Origin of the sequence: Bartonella gabonensis, from assembly GCF_903679515.1 — a bacterium.
Lineage (GTDB): Bacteria > Pseudomonadota > Alphaproteobacteria > Rhizobiales > Rhizobiaceae > Bartonella > Bartonella gabonensis.
Genome location: NZ_CAHOYM010000017.1, coordinates 18,611 through 36,041, shown reverse-complemented (window position 1 = coordinate 36,041; position 17,431 = coordinate 18,611). Strand labels below are relative to the sequence as shown.

14 protein-coding genes, 1 tRNA gene and 2 pseudogenes are annotated in these 17,431 nt (G+C 39.3%); 7 read left to right on the top strand and 10 right to left on the bottom strand.

Annotated features, from left to right (window positions below; genetic code table 11):
• Positions 1–58 precede the first annotated feature (58 nt).
• Positions 59–747: pseudogene (locus HWX04_RS04765) on the top strand (nuclease).
• A 730-nt stretch (positions 748–1,477) separates the two neighbouring features.
• On the opposite strand, the gene HWX04_RS04760 reads toward HWX04_RS04765, so the two are convergent.
• Positions 1,478–1,930, bottom strand: a complete 453-nt coding sequence (locus HWX04_RS04760) for a hypothetical protein (protein WP_175869052.1) — start codon at positions 1,928–1,930, stop codon at positions 1,478–1,480.
• Between the two features lie 3 nt (positions 1,931–1,933).
• Positions 1,934–2,272 carry an ElaB/YgaM/YqjD family protein gene (locus tag HWX04_RS04755; protein ID WP_175869051.1) on the bottom strand — a complete coding sequence of 113 codons (339 nt, stop codon included), beginning with the start codon at positions 2,270–2,272 and terminating at the stop codon, positions 1,934–1,936.
• Between the two features lie 830 nt (positions 2,273–3,102).
• Between HWX04_RS04755 and HWX04_RS04750 the strand changes: the two genes are divergently transcribed.
• Both HWX04_RS04750 and HWX04_RS04745 read left to right on the top strand, forming a co-directional pair.
• The gene (locus tag HWX04_RS04750; RefSeq protein ID WP_175869050.1) at positions 3,103–3,978 is read left to right on the top strand and encodes a MotA/TolQ/ExbB proton channel family protein; all 876 of its coding nucleotides are present in this window, start codon (positions 3,103–3,105) and stop codon (positions 3,976–3,978) included.
• On the top strand, positions 3,975–4,532 hold the full coding sequence (locus HWX04_RS04745; protein ID WP_175869049.1) for a biopolymer transporter ExbD: 558 nt from the start codon (positions 3,975–3,977) through the stop codon (positions 4,530–4,532). The genes HWX04_RS04750 and HWX04_RS04745 overlap by 4 nt, the downstream gene beginning before the upstream one ends.
• A gap of 732 nt (positions 4,533–5,264) precedes the next feature.
• On the opposite strand, the gene dut is transcribed toward HWX04_RS04745, so the two are convergent.
• The gene (dut, locus tag HWX04_RS04740; RefSeq protein WP_175869048.1) at positions 5,265–5,804 is read right to left on the bottom strand and encodes a dUTP diphosphatase; all 540 of its coding nucleotides are present in this window, start codon (positions 5,802–5,804) and stop codon (positions 5,265–5,267) included.
• A gap of 266 nt (positions 5,805–6,070) precedes the next feature.
• Positions 6,071–6,880, bottom strand: coding sequence for a VIT1/CCC1 transporter family protein (locus HWX04_RS04735; protein ID WP_175869047.1), 810 nt, complete (start codon positions 6,878–6,880; stop codon positions 6,071–6,073).
• Between the two features lie 1,471 nt (positions 6,881–8,351).
• On the opposite strand from HWX04_RS04735, the gene HWX04_RS08605 reads away from it, so the two are divergent.
• The 3 genes from HWX04_RS08605 to HWX04_RS04720 all read left to right on the top strand — a co-directional run bounded on the left by HWX04_RS08605 (position 8,352) and on the right by HWX04_RS04720 (position 9,356).
• Positions 8,352–8,549, top strand: coding sequence for a hypothetical protein (locus tag HWX04_RS08605; RefSeq protein ID WP_246257455.1), 198 nt, complete (start codon positions 8,352–8,354; stop codon positions 8,547–8,549).
• A gap of 340 nt (positions 8,550–8,889) precedes the next feature.
• Positions 8,890–9,099 (top strand): hypothetical protein, encoded by a 210-nt coding sequence (locus HWX04_RS04725; RefSeq protein WP_175869046.1) that lies wholly within the window; start codon positions 8,890–8,892, stop codon positions 9,097–9,099.
• 95 nt (positions 9,100–9,194) lie between these two features.
• Positions 9,195–9,356 (top strand): hypothetical protein, encoded by a 162-nt coding sequence (locus HWX04_RS04720; RefSeq protein ID WP_175869045.1) that lies wholly within the window; start codon positions 9,195–9,197, stop codon positions 9,354–9,356.
• A gap of 406 nt (positions 9,357–9,762) precedes the next feature.
• Here HWX04_RS04720 and HWX04_RS04715 read toward each other — a convergent pair whose 3' ends face one another.
• From HWX04_RS04715 to HWX04_RS04705, 3 genes are all read right to left on the bottom strand, one after another.
• Positions 9,763–10,302, bottom strand: coding sequence for a type II toxin-antitoxin system PemK/MazF family toxin (locus tag HWX04_RS04715; RefSeq protein ID WP_175869044.1), 540 nt, complete (start codon positions 10,300–10,302; stop codon positions 9,763–9,765).
• Between the two features lie 417 nt (positions 10,303–10,719).
• Positions 10,720–11,289, bottom strand: coding sequence for a disulfide bond formation protein B (locus HWX04_RS04710; RefSeq protein ID WP_175869043.1), 570 nt, complete (start codon positions 11,287–11,289; stop codon positions 10,720–10,722).
• A 12-nt stretch (positions 11,290–11,301) separates the two neighbouring features.
• A complete protein-coding gene (locus HWX04_RS04705) occupies positions 11,302–11,907 on the bottom strand; it encodes a YqaA family protein (RefSeq protein ID WP_175869042.1) in 606 nt (201 codons plus the stop codon).
• 196 nt (positions 11,908–12,103) lie between these two features.
• On the opposite strand from HWX04_RS04705, the gene HWX04_RS04700 reads away from it, so the two are divergent.
• Positions 12,104–12,188, top strand: a tRNA-Leu gene (locus HWX04_RS04700).
• A 58-nt stretch (positions 12,189–12,246) separates the two neighbouring features.
• Here the strand turns inward: HWX04_RS04700 and HWX04_RS08600 are convergent.
• The 3 genes and pseudogenes from HWX04_RS08600 to fumC form a co-directional block, all read right to left on the bottom strand.
• Positions 12,247–12,348, bottom strand: a pseudogene (locus HWX04_RS08600) (disulfide bond formation protein B); the annotation flags it as partial.
• 1,431 nt (positions 12,349–13,779) lie between these two features.
• On the bottom strand, positions 13,780–14,673 hold the full coding sequence (locus tag HWX04_RS04695) for an outer membrane protein (protein ID WP_175869041.1): 894 nt from the start codon (positions 14,671–14,673) through the stop codon (positions 13,780–13,782).
• 1,368 nt (positions 14,674–16,041) lie between these two features.
• Positions 16,042–17,430 (bottom strand): class II fumarate hydratase, encoded by a 1,389-nt coding sequence (gene fumC, locus HWX04_RS04690; protein ID WP_175869040.1) that lies wholly within the window; start codon positions 17,428–17,430, stop codon positions 16,042–16,044.
• Position 17,431: the final 1 nt, after the last annotated feature.

The following is a 17,431-nucleotide window of genomic DNA, read 5'->3' as shown; positions in this document are numbered from 1 at the left end:
TCTTTATAATATACAAAATGAGACTTTTTAAAAACCTTTTCGATCAGCATTTAAATATCTGTTTTTTATTTGTTTTATTCTTTCAGTTGTTTTTTATTTTAGTCAAAACTCTGAAGATTTTATGCAAAACCCTGTTGTACAAAAGATACAGAAGACAGTGGAAAAACGGTTTCAAGAACCAGATGTAAAATGGATGATCATGCGCAAAGACAAGATGTGTCTGCACTGTTAGAATCGTTATCAAGACAATTTTATGAAGAAAATGTCCCCGTCTATTCCGGTGCTATAGAGGTGACAAGTGGTGTTACTTTTAAAATGATCACACCCGTGGATGAGGGCTGGAGAAAAAGAATCATGCGCAATATCTGCTTATATGGTGTGGAAACTTGTGAAATTCGGCAATTTGCCGCACGCAATGGTGTTAAGTGGCCCTGTGGAGCTTTTGTCACAGCGTGGCTTGTTACAAAAACAATTGATCAAAATGTTACGTGTCGGCAAGCCCGTGTCATTAAACAAGTTCATTATGCACAGTGTTTTGTGGATGGGGTTGATCTGGCGCGCTTAGGGCTTTCAGAAGGATTGATGGTTTTAACCAAAGATCAGCATAATTTTCCTTCCCCCGCAGATTATAAAAATTTACAATTGACGGCTCAAAAAGCACAAGTTGGCTTGTGGTCGAGCCAACTTCAACAACTAGAGGATTGGCGAAGAGATAACGGGAGCTATAATCCGATTGATCATGATTAATGAACGCCTCCTTTTTAGGGCTGTTTAAAAATGAAGACAATATTCTACAACGAGCCTTATCAGGTAAACGTTGACCACAATCCACTTCGTGTCATGATGGACAACGCTTGTCATGGAAAATTGTTTTTAAGGGGGGGTGACAAATTAAAGCCTCTTACGCAGTAATTGAAGCTACCCCATTTACATCATGGATTTTTTCTAGAATACAAAAAATCATTCATATTATTGGGCGGTCGGCTAAAGTTTCAGTGGAAAAATTGCACAAAGCAATTCGTCTTTTGGAATGGATTTTAGAGAGATGTTTTAAGCAAAAAACATCAAAAACAAAATATAGGCATTTTGCTGACAAAATACACGTAGAACATACAACCCTTAAACAGAATTGTAATGGTAACAAAAATGAGTGTTCAGCTTACTCTGCACACACTCAAGTCACTCACGTGATCTTCTGTCGTGGTAAAAGGGATAAGTCTAGAGAAGGCTAAAATGACTTTTTTCTAAAAACAAAAAATGGCAAATTAAACCAGATTTTTTAACTGAAGCTTTGCCTGATGTTGCTATGTTCGTGAAAAAGAGGGTGTCGTGTTTAAAGAGATTTTAGCGGTGCTATGGAATTTTGAGCAAAAATGAAGGAGATTTCTTCTCAGACGCTTAGAAGCTAAAAAACAATAAAAAAGTGCTTTCTTTATATTGTATAAAGAAAGCACTTCGGGGGATTAAGATGACAGTCTTACATATTTTCATCAGAAAGACGGTCTTTTTTATCTTTTCTCCACAGGAAATATGTTGCTAGTCCCAGAATGGGCACACCCAATTTGGCAAAAGGGAGATGTTGACTGAGAGCAGCAAGACTGGAAACTGTTGCATCTGTCATCAGTTTATGGCGTTGTTCTTCGGTCTTTTTTTGTTGGTTATAGCGTTGATAAGCCTTGAGAACTCGATTGATCATAAGCGCTAATCCTGCAAGAAAAAGCCAAATGAAAAACATGATGCTGGCGGCAAAAAGAGGCTTCATAACACTACATAACGCCAGAAAACCAATGAGACATAAAAAAAGCAAAGCCATGAAAAATGAAATGCCAATAAACCCACAGCAAATTGCTTGAAGGCGCACTTGCTTGACAGTGCTTTTTAGCCCTCCACCGACAAGATGGTTTAAAAGAGGCGCGATAAACTTATGCATTGCTTAACGACGCAGTAACTGAGAAAGAATAAAACCAACGCCTGCGGCAAACAAAACGCTTTTGCCTGGATTTTTGCGAACGCATTCATTCATGGTTTGTTCAAGATCACTGATTTTGTCTTTTGCCTGAGCCATGATATCTTCGCTACTTTCTTTCGCTGAGTGATACAGTTTTTCTGCTTTGTCTTTGGCGGCATTGAATTTTTTTGCACCAAGATCTGTCAGTGTTGAGGTCATCCCTGAAATTTCATGGCGTAACGTTTCTAACTGTCCCTGGAGCTCGTTTTGTAGGTCTTTGTCTGCGGATTTTTTATTGTTTTGTGTTGTTTTATGATTGGCCATGATGTTCTATCCCTCTCTTGTATCGTTGTGTTGGTGTGTTCATCGTAATCATTTGCATTGGAGTGAAAATTTTTACTGTTTAGGTAACGCCAAAAGTGTTTTTTTGGTTCCCTTCGTTTTGTGCAATTTAAAATTGTTTGTGATAAAATAACTCTCATCTGTGGAAGTTGTCTTATGTATTTCAAGGCATTCAGCAGTATTTTTCAGCTTCTTGTGGTATAAGTTTTTTTATAAAGAGGTCTTGTTGAGACTGGTTTTTTTAAGGATTGGTGCAGGTAAAAATATAGTTGTGGCAATTTTGCAGGAGAAGTTATGCCATTTTTGTTATGCTTTTTGCTTGTTTAAAAGAAGGCGATTGTCTTTTACAAATTATCCCATGGTGGCAAATTTTTTGTGGGATTTATAAAGAGCCGTTACAATGAGGAAAGCTTGCGATATGAGCGGCTCATTCAACAGAAATGATGATAAATTATTTATAAGTCAATATTTTATCAGTAGAACGATGATGCATTATTTTTACATATTGAAATACTGTACGGGGAAATATTGTACGGGATATTTCTTACAAGTTTATCATTTTGCCAAATTTACAGAGTAAATTGATTTAAGTAAGATAAATTTGTGAAAGGTTATAAAAGAATTTCTTGAATGATTTCTTTAGAATAAGAGACAATTTAGGGAATAAAACTATACTTGATTTATCAAGTTTTCTTTCTTAAGAGGAATGCAAAAGTGATGTTGAAGGGAAGTGGTATTGTGGAACAGTGATGCTCTGCGGGGTGGTGATTGAGCGTATAAACAATGTAAGACCATAAGAGTGTGAGACAAAAATGGAATCTGAAACAGTCCCTTTAGAGAGCCCTTCTGCTGTATTGGCAGGGCATGATTTTTCCCCTTTTTCTATGTTTATGGCTGCTGATTGGGTGGTGAAAGCTGTTATCGTTCTTTTGTTGCTTGCTTCTTTGGTGTCTTGGACAATTGCTTTTGTGAAAATTATTGAGATCACTTTGGCAAAACGGCGCGTGCGTCATGAACTCCGATTGGTTCTTAATGCGCAGACTCTTACCCGTTTGGCTGCTAGCTTGAAAGAAAGCAAAGGGGCTGGGGTGTTTTTTTTTAAAGAAGTCCTTAAAGAGGTCTATCTTTCGACACAACAGGTTCATTTTGTTGCGTCTGAAGGGACAAGCGAAAGCTCTGTTGAGAGAGCCAATCCAAAGAAAAGTGCACAAACGCTTGAAGATATTCTCTTTTATGAGGAAAACGACCAATATGGAGATGTTTCTCGCGATATTTATGTCCGCGATGTTCATGAAGGTTTAAAAGAAAGGGTTCACTCGCTTTTATCGCGCTGCTTGCTGGCTGCAACACGCCGTGTTGCATGTGGGAGCGCTGTTCTTGCAACCATTGGCGCTATTGCGCCCTTTGTGGGGCTTTTTGCAACGGTTTGGGGAATTATGAATTCTTTTATTGGGATTGCTCAATCGCAAACAACGCGCCTTGATGTGGTTGCTCCTGGAATTGCCGAAGCCTTATTTGCAACGGCGATGGGGCTTTTTGTGGCGATTCCTGCCGTTGTTATGTATAATAGCCTTATGCGCGCTTTGAATGGTTATCGCAGTGATTTAGGTGATATCGCTGCGGCTCTTGAAAGGCTCTTGAGCCGTGAACTGGATCGACAAAAACAACAGAAAAGTCATAAAAAATGAAAGCAAGCTTTAATGATGATTGCGAGATAGATGAGAGTGGGTTGCACAGCGAAATCAATGTGACCCCCTTTATTGATGTTGTGTTGGTGTTGTTGATTGTTTTTATGGTTGCTGCACCGTTGGCAACATCTGTTATTCCTGTTCAGCTTCCTTCCCTCACTCAAGCGCCTTCAGTTGTTCAACCTGACGAACCCTTGTATGTTACTTTGCAAAAGGATCATTCTCTTTATATTGGCGATCATCTTATAGAACAAGCAGTCTTAAGAGAAACTTTGTTAAGGGCAACCAAGCAAAATTTAGAGACAAAAATTTTAATCAAAGCTGATAGTGAAATTGATTATGGCATTGTCATCGATTTATTAAATCAAATACGCATGGCTGGATATGGTAAAATTGGTCTTGTCGGATTGCAAAATTCTTCCAATCTTGCCGCAAGAGGTGGGGGCAATCATAAAATAGCCGATGCGACAGGTGGACCTGTTGTGACAGACAGTGCTATCGAGGGAGTGGGCGCTAACGGAGTGGAGCAGGTGAAAGCGGTAACTCATAAGTGATGCCGTAAATACTCATGTTTCTGAAACAGTTTCTGCCCCATGATAAAAAAATAACTTTTTTAAAAGGAAGAAAAGTCCTCTCATTAAAGTCGTAAAGTGCTATTGATGAGGGAACTGTTATTGATTTATTAAACCAAAGACCCATGAGCGGGAGAGCCTAAAATTTATCTTATAGGGGGAGCAAAACTCTCTCAATATTGCTGCCAGAGGTGTGCTATAAAACAACAGAGGTCATTGTTCGTTGTGTCCGAATACAGTTAAAGATTGTGCAACGGTGCTCGTGAATGAGTGGTCATGCCCTTATAAAATAAGAATAAAAAAAATCTATTGAGCGCTATCATCTTGATGCCTTATAAATGAGCACATGAGTGTCGTTTATGCTCTCCCAATGTTGCGGCTGCCCTTGGCATACCTGTTTATTATAGGCATTTTTTCAGTTTTTATCTCTATGGACAGCAGCGCTTGTAACGGGTAAGAGGCATGGGGATGATGGTAGCAAAAACAGATTGGCAATGAGAAAATCTTATGGCATTTGGATCTTAATCCAATCAAAAAAGTGTGTCTTCTGGATTATGCCTGTCAATCATTCTCAATATGTTAAGGTAATCTGGAGAGTGGGGGCAGTGAGGCGCGTGGAAGGATGCGTGCTTCAAAAACGCGCCTTGAGTGATCAATGAAAGACTTGTGAGAATAAGGGCACGGTCCTTAAGGGTAAAGATTTTTTACAGCTTTTTAAGTATGGCCTGTTGAACCAAAACCACCTGTTCCACGGCTCTCTGCATGGCTTTGGTTGTCCTTTTGCTCTGGTTCAATGGCACAAACATTGACTTTTGTGACGGGAGAGATGATTGTTTGGGCAATGCGCATGCCTCGTTCAATAGAAAAGTCTTCCTGACCACAATTGATGAGAAGAACTTTGACTTCACCACGGTAATCACTATCAATCGTTCCAGGGGTGTTGAGGCATGTGATGCCATGCTTTAAAGCTAAACCAGAACGTGGACGTATTTGTGCTTCATACCCTGGTGATAAATGAAAAATAAGACCGGTTGGAATAAGGGCACGCTGCCCCGGCGCAAGGGTGAGGGTTTCTTCTTCTCCAATGGCTGCGCGTAGATCAAGACCCGCAGACCCCGCTGTTGCGTAGTGAGGAAGTTCTAAACCTTGTCCGTGTGCAAGACGCTGAACGAATAAAGTCACAGGGGGTGAAGCTTGAGAAGAGACACAATTTTCTTGGTTGTTAAGAGGTGCGTTGGTTTCAATGTGCGACATGATCAAGGCATTTCCAAAATATGAGGTTTAGAAAAAAATGATACTTTAACAAAAGATATCTATAAAACAAGTCGATAAAGGTTTTTTGATACGGGTTGTCCCCAGAGCTTGGTGATTATCTATTGTTGATCCACAAGACGCTGAAGTATGCATGCCAAAGCACCATAAGGGCCCTTTCAATGAGGGCATTTCCCATGATGATTTGATGCCTACAAAGAGATATGCGTTTATTTGAGACTTCAATAATTTGTTACCGGTGAGATTTTTCAGACACTGCCGATAATAATCCCTGTGGCAAAAACCAAAGCCCCTCCAATGATGACCTGTAAAGAGGCGCGCCAAAAAGGGGTCGACATGTATTTGTTCTGGATCCAAACGATGGCACCTAGTTCGAAAAAAACAATGATGAAGGCAATTACTGTTGCGAGGTAAAAAGAGTTGATCAAATAGGGAAGCGTATGCCCTAATCCGCCTAATGTGGTCATAATGCCGCTGGCAAGACCTCTTTTCAAGGGCGAACCACGCCCTGATAATTTGCCGTCATCATGGGCTGCTTCTGTAAAACCCATGGAAAGTCCCGCACCAATTGAAGCTGAGAGCCCGATCAAAAAAGTTTGATGCGTTTCTCCTGTGGCAAAAGCTGCGGCAAAAATGGGGGCAAGGGTGGAGACAGAACCATCCATTAACCCTGCAAGACCTGGTTGAATCCATGTCAAAAGTGTTTGTTTTTCCGCTTTCGAAGGCTTTTTTATGGGGGGATTTGCTGCGGTTTTTTTAGGGGAGGGTTGTCTACCCTTGTCTTTTATAAAAGAAGTTTTCTCACATAATCCACTGGCCATGTGTGCACGATTATGGCAAGAAAGACACAAAAATTGCTTATAATTTTCAAGCTCTTGGAGACCCATCGCCGTAAAAACTGCAGCTTCCTTAGAAGAATAAGGTTCTAGAGCTTTTGCATATTTTAAATAAAGCGCTGCCTGTTGCTTTTTGGCCTGAAGCGCTTGAAGCATCATTGTTTGTGCTGAACGAAAGAACAGAGTTTTACGCTGTACAAATGAAAAAAACGATTTCAACATTCTCTGTTCCTTTGCACTTTAGAATAATTCTAAAACATAAGAAAAATAAACCAGAAGTCAAGCTAAAAATTAAAAACTGAGAAATTGCAAAAAGGTTGCAGTAAGAAAAAAAGAATGTGGGGAAGCCATGAAACTAAAGCGGGCAAATCAATAAAAGAGATTTATCAAGGTTTTTTAGAGGGGCGCGTGAAAGAATTGAGAGAAAATAGGCTTTATTTTGCTAAAAGAAGCGTTGCAATAGAGGATTCCAATTATTTGTACGAGAGCCAATGGATTTAGGCTCAAGAATGTATGGAAAAAAATAAGCCCATACCATCATTCATTTGATGCATTCAAAAAACGAGAACAACTCTTGGAATTTGAGATGATTCCTAAAAGAGGCCTTCTCACAAACGATCCAAGCTCCTTTTTGTAGTGTGTTTGTGAAGGGTAGAGCGGTAAAGTCTCCGTTAAGTAATATAAACGCCATTGAGTCTTCTTATCTTTAGCGCTTCATAAAAGAACATGTCGGCACCATCATACTCATTCATACACTTGAGTCTCCCAATGTTGCGGCAATCTTTCACGCGGTTCATTATAGGCATTTTTATGGTATAGTTTTACGCATCGCATTTTTCTTTAAGTGTAAGCCGGTCCTCTTATGATATTAGCATTAAGGTGGATTTGTTCGCGTGTGACAAATCATCTTTTGTGCTGTGATTGGGAGTGGTTTTAAAGGTTAGAGTGTATAAACGAGCAAGATCTATCATATCAAATTGTTTGATCACGCATGAAAATTTACGCTTTATGAAGGGGCATTTATCGCCTTGTCCCTTACCTTATATCTTGCATGAAAGCTCCAAATTCAGTAGGATTCTCTCACTTCAAAACTTCTTATATTGAAGCAATCAAAACCATTTCCTTGTAAATCACGAGAAGGGGCGCTGTGTTTTTGTTTAAAGCATGGGATGAGTTGCAATGTGAGAAGTGCATAATCTTTAAACATCAAAGGAAGAGTACTCTTGATGTTTAGAAAAATGGTTAAATTTTGTAGAAAAAAGAGGAATATATGGAAATAGATGACGATTTGGGTTATTAGGGACTTTCTAATCCCCTTACGTTGGTAAATGCCGCTTTGTTGATTGCTGGGATAAACCCTGCAAAGTGCAGGTTTGAGAATCATTCGTGTCTACTGGAGAGTGATATCTATGATGATGATAATAATAATAAGTTATCATCGGCAAAATTTAGAGCGGTCTATTCTTCTATTTTGTTGGCAGCAAATTCAGAGAGCTTAAGAATATATTCATAGAATCATTATGATGAATCTAAGACGACAGTCAAGGTTAAAGATTTAAAAGAATGGCTTTTATCACGTGGTTATCGCCCTGCATTTTTCTTTCCTAAGAATGATTCTGATGAAATTAAAGATCAGAAATATGCATTTCAAAATCCAAATCATCCACACTATGCTACAAAGCTTGCTGCAGCTGTGGCGGCGTGGGAAGCCGTGAGCGAGGCTGCACCAAGTACAAGTGTTAAAGCAACGCTTGTAGAATGGCTGCAAGAGAATGCTGAAAAATATGTAAAGAAAAATGGTGAATTAACAAAGGATTTCATTGAGCAGGTTTCAGGTATTGCTAATTGGGAACTTGAAGGAGAGGCTCCTCCAAAAAAAGACATTATATAAAGTGATAATTGCTCCTCTTGATGATTTAGACTCTTTATGATTCAGAAATGCCTTTCTAGGGGGGAGGTTTAAGCTATCCTCCCCTAAGTTATAAGCGATCGTTTTTACATAAGAAAATATTCTTTATATTTTTAAAAAACGTTTTTTATAAAAATAAGTTAGGCTGGAAAAGACTTACATAAGACTGAAACCTCCTCTCTCGTTTTCATAACATAACCATCTATTTTTATTGGTTTTTGGGGCGTTGTACAATTCGAATCAATCGAAATGAAGTTGAAAATGCCATGAAGTTGAAATTGATTAAAAATGTAATGGAATTGAAAATGTAAGGGAGTAAAATATGAAAAAATTTTCTTTTTTCACAGTGCGCAAAAGCGCAAAAAATTCTCAAGGAAATGCACCGATAAATGCACTGACATTAGAGCAGCCTGTGGCGGATGAGGTGGTGCGCAAATCATTTAGAGGGAGCGTATTATCGTTTTGGTTAAAGTTTGAATTTATCATTGTGATGGAAAAGGTCAAAGCAAGGCGTCCTATGCGCTCTCCCTAAAAAAACCTTGCTCTCTATCGCTGTTCAGGATTTCTCTTGAAAAATTGGCGCCATAGCGGAACCCTCTCTATGGCATAATACGAAAAGGATACCTTATGATTTATCATGATGAAAATGGGAAAAGAATAAAGGCTGTATGGCTTGGTTACCCTGAAATGATATGTTGTTGTCCAGATGATGATCGACATTGCAGTTTATCGCTTGCCAATAGACGTGATGAACAGCTCTTGCTCTATGGTGATGGTGGTCAATGTTAAAGAATGACAAGGGCTTTTAAGGTGGTCGGGCAAAGGAGAATATATTCTGCTATAGGGGGCATTTCTTGGAAATAAAGTGGACCATTAAAATTGCTTTTTTAAAGGAAATAGGCAACCGTGTAAGGAGAATGCTGCTTGAGAGTTGTTTATTCTGAAACAGTTTTCTAAAGGAAGAGGGAGGTTTATAAGCCTTGCCTATCGGGTAAGCTTCTTTATTTCAGTTTGTTATTGTTGCTTTTGTGTGATGATGGGTATGATTTTGTTGGATTGCTTAAAACAAAAAGAGCGCTTAAATGACGAAAGGAGTGGTTTCCCACTCCTTCGTTCCTATCTCCCCTTGCGGGGAAGCGGCCACCAATACTGATGCCATATATGCTTTTTTATATACGCTTGTTTTTTTTAAAAGTCAAGGGTGCAAACGGGGTAAATGTTGAAGCATAAGAGCAACAACTTTATGAAACTCTTCCTCCGACAACCTTGGGGCGCCACTATGTGAGCAACTAAGACGGCTTACTGAGACGGTTGTTACATAATTGCAGATAATCCATGCTTTTTTATGTTCTATCGGAGATTGTAAGGGATAAGCCGCAGGATTATTCGGTTGCGATTTTGTCGAGAAGGGTAAAACTGTAACATTACCATAGAGTTTTGCATTCTTAGAGAGCACTAAAACAGGACGTTTTTTCCAAAATTCAGGGAGGATTGAATCATGAGGAAAATCGCACCAAAAAACTTGTCTAATGCGCGGTGCTGATTTGAGCCGCGGTTTTATATGAGGGGGTTTTGTATAAGGCGCATTGAGATCTCCTAATTTCAATTTCTCATGTTCTCGCCATGCGGCATGATCATGTTCCATCGCAATATGTGGTGCTTCAACGTGACAGATCTCTACAGGAGTAAGCGAGGGAGGGGTAGTGGGAGGCGTTGTGTTTTTATCCTCAGACATGGTTGACCATTCAATATATATCGGTCCCCTCACTTAATTTTCTGATTGCTTTTCTGCTGCCTGCTTCTATCTTATAAGTACAGAGAAGTAAGTACAGAGAAGCAAAAAAATAAAATACAGATATTCGTTGTTTTTGTTGTTTCTCTCTCCTTTGGAGAAGAGGATATTGATAACAACATTCAAGCTGTGAATGCATGAAAAAGAAAACAGCAGGATATTTTTCAAACAAAAGGCTGTTGCATCTGTTTTAAAGTTCAAGGAGAGGCTTGATGAGGAGAAGGGGGGCGTGGACGAAAAAGGGGTGTTTTGATGCTCTGAGGGCTTTGCGATGGGGCTTTTTTGTGCTGTGGGAGCCCCCATGCGCGATGCGGTGTTTTAAAGAGCAAGGATGTGTTCCACGTGGGGGCGGTGATTAGTTTATGCCTTGTGGCCTGAAAGAATTCCTTTTGAAGTAATATAGAGGCTCATAAGGGTGAAAATTAAACTTGCAACCACATTCCAACCGGCAAATGAAAGAAAAAGAAAACGTGCGGGAGCTTCAGAACAAGAAGGAGGGTGAATGTTGTTTAATTGATTCAGAAGTTGGTTAATGTCTGAGGTTTTTCGCTCGGCACTTAAACCACAACTGAGGGGAGCTTCCCAAAAGCCATATTCAACACCAGCATGATAAATGGCTAAAACAAGGCTGATGCTCATTAAGACAAAAACACATAAAAATAAAAGTTGTATCCAAGAAGACATGGGAAAACACCATGCCCCAAAACCTGCTAAGAGTAAAAATGGTATGGCACCGTAATAGGGAAAACGCTCGATAAGACATAAATCACAAGAAAGATAGCCGCCAATATGTTCAAAACCAAGGGCAAGACCTACGGTGGCAGACAAGCAAAAAGCGAGAAAAAAAGCCCATAAACTTTGTTCTTTTCTACTGGGTTCAAGACGAAGATGCTTGTTTAAAAGGGAATGGGAAGACAAAACACATGCCATTGGGTCTGTTCCTTATAAAAGCTGCTTGTTTAAAAAAACGATGAAAATCCCATAAATCAAAAGAAGATTAACACACACCACGAGTACAATCCATTTGAAATGCTGTGTGAAAAAATTCATGGCTTTTTGTCCAAAATGTTTAATCAACCAAGCGAGAAGATAAAAACGAGCTCCTCTGGAAAAAATACAAATAAGAATGAAAAGTTCAAGACGGATACTCATCACACCGGCTAAAATTGTGACAATTTTTATGGGGGGAAGATGAAAAAAACCTGATGTTATCAGTAAAATAATCAGAAATTGCAGCGTTGCATGGTTTTTCAGAGCTTCAAAACTTTCAACTTTACCGTAAAATTCTAAAATGGGTTTGGCAAGGGTTTCATAGGCAAAATGTCCGATAAACCAACCAGCAATACCTCCTAAAACAGAACAGATCGTTGCAATTAAAGCATAGCGATAAACCCGCTTTTGACGAATAAGAAGCAGCGGGATATATAAAATATCGACGGGAATTGGAAAAAAAGAACTTTCAATAAAGGCAATGAAACCAAGCCAGTGTGGTGCTGTATGCCGATTTGCTAAAGAAATCGTCCAAAGCTTTAATTTGTTTAATATCATGAGTTTTTTATAAATTATAAGAGGTAAAAACTTTGCAAATGAAATTGCTATACAATGTAATAGAAAAAAATATTCCATAAAACAGAGAAGAAAATGAGAGGAATTCTTAAAAAATAAGAAGTCTTCTGTTGACGAATCTGTCCTTCTTCATATAGTGCAAAGAGATAATCGACAAGTTTGTCTTTTATAACAATATGCGGGTGTGGTGGAACTGGTAGACGCGCCAGACTCAAAATCTGGTTCCGAAAGGAGTGTCGGTTCGAGTCCGACCACCCGCACCACTTTATAAATTCTCTCCTTTATTCTGTCATAGGGCATTATATGGATTGATAAAATCCTGCAAAAAGCGAGAAAAAAATCCCATAAACTTTGTTCTTTTCTGCTGGGTTCAAGACGAAGATGTTTGTTTAAAAGAGAATGGGAAGACAAAACACATGCCATTGGGTCTGTTCCTTATAAAAGCTGCTTGGAATTTATAAAACTTTGGGAGTTATAAAACATTGCGGTTTATCAAGAGTGTTTGCTGTTTTGCCGGTTGAATGATTGATCTCCAATACTAGAGGGTTTTCTTATTTCAAATTTGTTTATTGTCAATTGACTGAAATCATGTCTTTTGCACATGACAAGCTGGATGCGCGCGCGTGGTGGTGTAAAATTGTACAAGAAAAGCAAGCCTTTTCATGAATCTTATTCAGTGCGATAGGTTATCCTTGGAAAGGGGACAAAGGGGTTCTAGCTTGCTCTTTGATGAAGTTTAAAGAGGGGGGGGGTGAAGTGTAAAGAGGGTGCAAAATCAATTTCATTTTTAGATTTTATTCTTTATAGGCGCTGTTGCGAAATGGGTTGGAGAGTTCAATCTTTCTTGAAAAGAAGTGCGTGAACGAGGCCGTGTATTGGGGGGCGTCTGTTTGATTTGAGGCGCTCTCCTATGATATGAGGGGTGTGAGCTAAGACATGGGGAAAACACGTGTGAGGCCATGTGTTTTAAAATAAAGGGCTTGGCTTTTACATGCTGCAGAAGTTTAAAGGAGAGGGTAAGGCTGGATGCGGAGTGTCACAAACGGTTTTTGGGTTTTTACACCTTTATATTCTCTCTAAATGAGATGTCTCTTTTGTTTCAAAAATGACTTAAACAGAGAGGGGTAATATCTCTGCTCTACTTTGGCAGGAAAATAGCTGTAAAACGATGTTATTTGAAGGGGGGATAGAAGGCAAGTCGTTGCAGTATTTTTTGCAATGCGTATTGAATATTCAGGTGAGGGTTTATCCATAGCGTTTTTAAGTTGAAGTGAATCCCATGAAATGGGATTGCAAAAAGAACTTGCCCCGAGAGTTGTTGTTTTTTACAAACAAACATGAGGTTTTAAAATGGGGTTTAAAATCTTTGTTCTTTCAGATTTGGCGAAAAAGTTAATTCTCTTTATCTTATCAAGCAATCTTATTAAGGCAAAAGAAGGTTAAACGGTGCATTGACACTGAGAAAACCGTGATGAAGAACATTCCTTTGGGAGGCCGCGAAGAAGAGGATGAAAAATAAAGACATACACTCTTCTCTCTTATACTGTTGTCACTTTATCATCAGCAGCGGTTGTTGATGCGCAGTACCCGTCTTTGTTTTAAAGAAATATCAGTGTTCTCCCTTAATTTTATGATGGCGCTAATGCTCGTGAGGGTAAGACCCTTATCTTTCAAATGTGTCCTATAAAAGGAGGAGGCGATAAGAACTTGTAGAAGCTGGATGGTTTTGCAATCCTTTGTTGATAGTTTAGCGCTGGTTGTTAGAGTCTTCGTCTTTATTAAGGGGATGGAGAGGCGTAAAAAAACCCTGTTTTTAACAGGGTTTTTTTAATGTTTCATTTTTTTTACAAGACATTAGAATTTATAAGCGATGCCAAGGCGAAAATCATGCATTTTGGCGTTTATTTCAAGTTCATCATTTAAAAATTTCTGTTTCATAAACTCTGAATAACGATATTCTGTACGCATGATCATGCTCTCTGTTATAGCGAAATCAAAGCCAGCACCAGCAGTATAACCAATCATTGTTTTTGTTTTATCGAACACGTCGCTAGATGCAAATACTGTCGAATCTTCTTGCGATTTTGCTAAAAGTGACAGGATATATTGCATCTGTGTGTAGGTAATGCCCCCTGCAATATAAGGCATAAGACGATGGGAAGCAAAACCAAGCCGCGCACGCAGAGCACCAGCCCATTTTTCTTTCAATGTTACACTGGTCACAACAATATCATTATGGTGGGCGAGCATTTCATTCTGGCTATTGGAAGGTTCTATAATAGGAACTCCAGCTGCTTGTAAGGTAGCGTTAATGGAGTCTAATTTATCGAGAATTTTCCTTCTATTGTCCGTTTGGGTGTTTTCCTTCCCCAACCAGACCATATCCGTATCAATACCGACAACAAGGTCATCTCCTAGATCAAGATTAGCACCTGCATAAAAACCGCCTTCAAATCCTGATAGTTCTGGTGATAAATCTCTGTTGACCCAAGCCCATTTTCCTCTCGTTGCTTCTGGCATGTAATTTAAAGTGTTGTTATTGGAAATATATCCAACTTGTCCGCCAAAATAAAAACCAGTCCAAGAAAAAGGCTTAGAAACATTAACCGGTGTGATTTGTGACGATAAACTACTTGGCGCTGAAACATTCGGTTTTGATGGCTGAAAAACTACCGTATCGGCTGCTTGCGCTGTTGAAGCTGTTATAAAAGTGAAAAGAGATAGTGCAATTAAACATTTTGTATTCATAAAAACATCCCCAATTTATTTCAAATACAGAACGCATTATACATGAATTGGTTAAAAAAATCTATATTTAATTATCATTATGAAAAATAAAATACTCTAAAAATCTATAATTTTTCATCATTAAGTGTTTTTTAAACGTGTTTATCTTGTCTTTTTTTCTTATAAGCCTTGATTTTCAAGATTTTTTTGGGGATGTATCCTTTTAAGTGTTCTTTATGTTTTAGAAAACATTATGGCATAATAAATAAACTTTTATCTTGTTAAAAAGATCAGTTTGTAGATAAAAATACTTCTTATTGTTTAATGATAAATACATTATCCATCATAATTATTATTTTTGTGCTTAATATATATGCTTAATAGCAATGTCCTTTGTCTTTAAAAGTGCAGGGTGGGGCCTTTCGATGCTTTTTCTTGGCCAGTTTTTAATATTGTGAAGACTCTTGTATGGCGATAACCTTGGGAATTTAACTTGTATGGCTGATAGCCTTGAGAATTTGAGAAGAAGAGCCCTTTTTTCAATGATTTTTTATCGATATGCCATGCTTACTTGTGATGAGCCAAGCGTATCGTTTGAATGGAATATGAAAAAATAACAAGGGGCACTATGAAGAATAAAAAGGGTGGAAGAGAGAGAGCATTCTTTCATGCGGTTTCTCATTCATATAAAATGATAAACCATTCTTCTTGTTCGTTTCAGCTGTAAGGAGGCTGAGAGCCTAAAGGGCGATTGTTATGGGTAATTTAAAAGAGGGCAGCGCATGAACACAGACTTTGGAGGGGGAAATGGGTAAAGGCTCTATGATGGGCAAGCGCCTCAAATTTATTGCGTGCTATCTTAAAGGATACCTCTTGTGAGGGCACAGATTGTTTTTAGCAAAGCTGAAAGCTTAAGGTTAAAATCGTGCGGGGCGTTGCGTTTTATTCCAGCCGCTGTTCTTTCATTGAACACTCCGCTCTTTGTGCTTCCATAAAAGAGCAAGCTGATACCATCACACACTTCATTATACATTTGGGCTTGCTCTAAAATGTTGTGGATCAACCTTTGGTGCTTCTCGACCGTTCATTGGAGGCATTTTGAGTCCTTTATCTTATACAATTTTATGCCATACCCTCATCTGGCTTGTGAGAGCCAAGCCAGTGTTTTTGATTGATTCAATATAGAACAGATTTGAAATGAGAGAATCCTACAGGATTTGGAGCTCTCAATAAATCAATATCGTTTCTCTTGTTGATCAAAGCTAAAATGTGGATAAGAGCCTGAAATGAACAGTCTTGGTAACCATCATCGGTGCGTGAGAGGGCCCCAATGTTTATGATGATAAAGGTGTTGAAGAAGTTTGCTTCTTTTTTTCTTTATCGGCTTCTTTATTGCGGAGCGATCATCTTTTTGGGATCAACCAGCCGGTCATAATCTTCTCCAGAAACCCCTGCTTTGAGAGCTTCGGTGCGCAAAGTTGTATCATTTTTATGGGCTGCCTTGGCAATTTCAGCGGCTTTTTCATAGCCAATTTCTGGGGCAAGGGCTGTGACTAACATAAGTGAGCGTTCCATGAGCGTGTGAATATGAATGCGATTGGCTCGTAATCCTTGAATGCAATGCATATCAAAAGAACGCATGCAATCTCCCAGAAGGGTGATTGATTGTAAAACGTTATAGCCAATAACAGGTTTATAGACGTTGAGCTCAAAATGCCCCTGACTTGCGGCAAAGGTGACAGTCGTATGATTGCCAAAAACTTGGGCGGCAATCATGGTCATGGCTTCACACTGGGTGGGGTTGACCTTGCCGGGCATAATAGAAGATCCAGGTTCATTTTCAGGTAAGTTGAGTTCGCCTAAGCCAGAACGGGGACCGGAACCTAAAAACCGAATGTCATTGGCAATTTTAAACAGATCTGCGGCTAAGGCATTCAAGCTTCCGTGGAAATGTGCAAGAGCACCATGATGGGCAAGTGCTTCAAATTTATTGTGTGCCGTCTTAAAGGAGATTCCTGTGAGGGTGCTGATGGTTTCTGCAAAGGCAATGTCAAAGCCTTTCGGAGCGTTGAGACCTGTTCCCACAGCTGTTCCACCTTGAGCAAGCATTTGAACATCAGCAAGGGCTGTTTCAATACGACAAAGACTGGATTCCAGCGCAACTCGATAGCCTGAAAATTCTTGGGCAAGTGTTAAGGGGGTGGCATCCTGTGTATGGGTGCGTCCAATTTTGATGATGTCGGCAAATTCTTCTTCTTTTTTCTTGAAAGTGGTAATGAGTGCTTCAAGAATAGGAAAGAGATGTTGGCGTGTTTGCAGCGTGGTGGCAATATGAAGCGCCGTGGGAAAAGAATCGTTGGAGGATTGACTCATATTGACATGGTCATTGGGGTGAACCGGTTTTTTGCTTCCCAATTTGCCCCCTAAAAGCATGCTGGCATGGTTGGCAATCACTTCATTGACATTCATATTGCTTTGTGTTCCTGAGCCTGTTTGCCAAACAGAAAGGGGAAAATGCTCATCAAAAGCGCCAGAAAGAACTTCATCGGCAGCTGTGACAATGGCTTTACCAATCTTGGGAGAAAGTTTGCCTTTATCCATATTGACAAGAGCGGCTGCTTTTTTCACAAGGCTTAAGGCGTAAATGATAGTAAGAGGCTGCTTTTCAATGCCAATATTAAAATTATGCAGAGAACGTTCAGTTTGTGCACCCCAATAACGATCTTGGCGTACCGAAATCGTTCCAAAGCTATCCGTTTCCTGACGTGTTTCAACCATG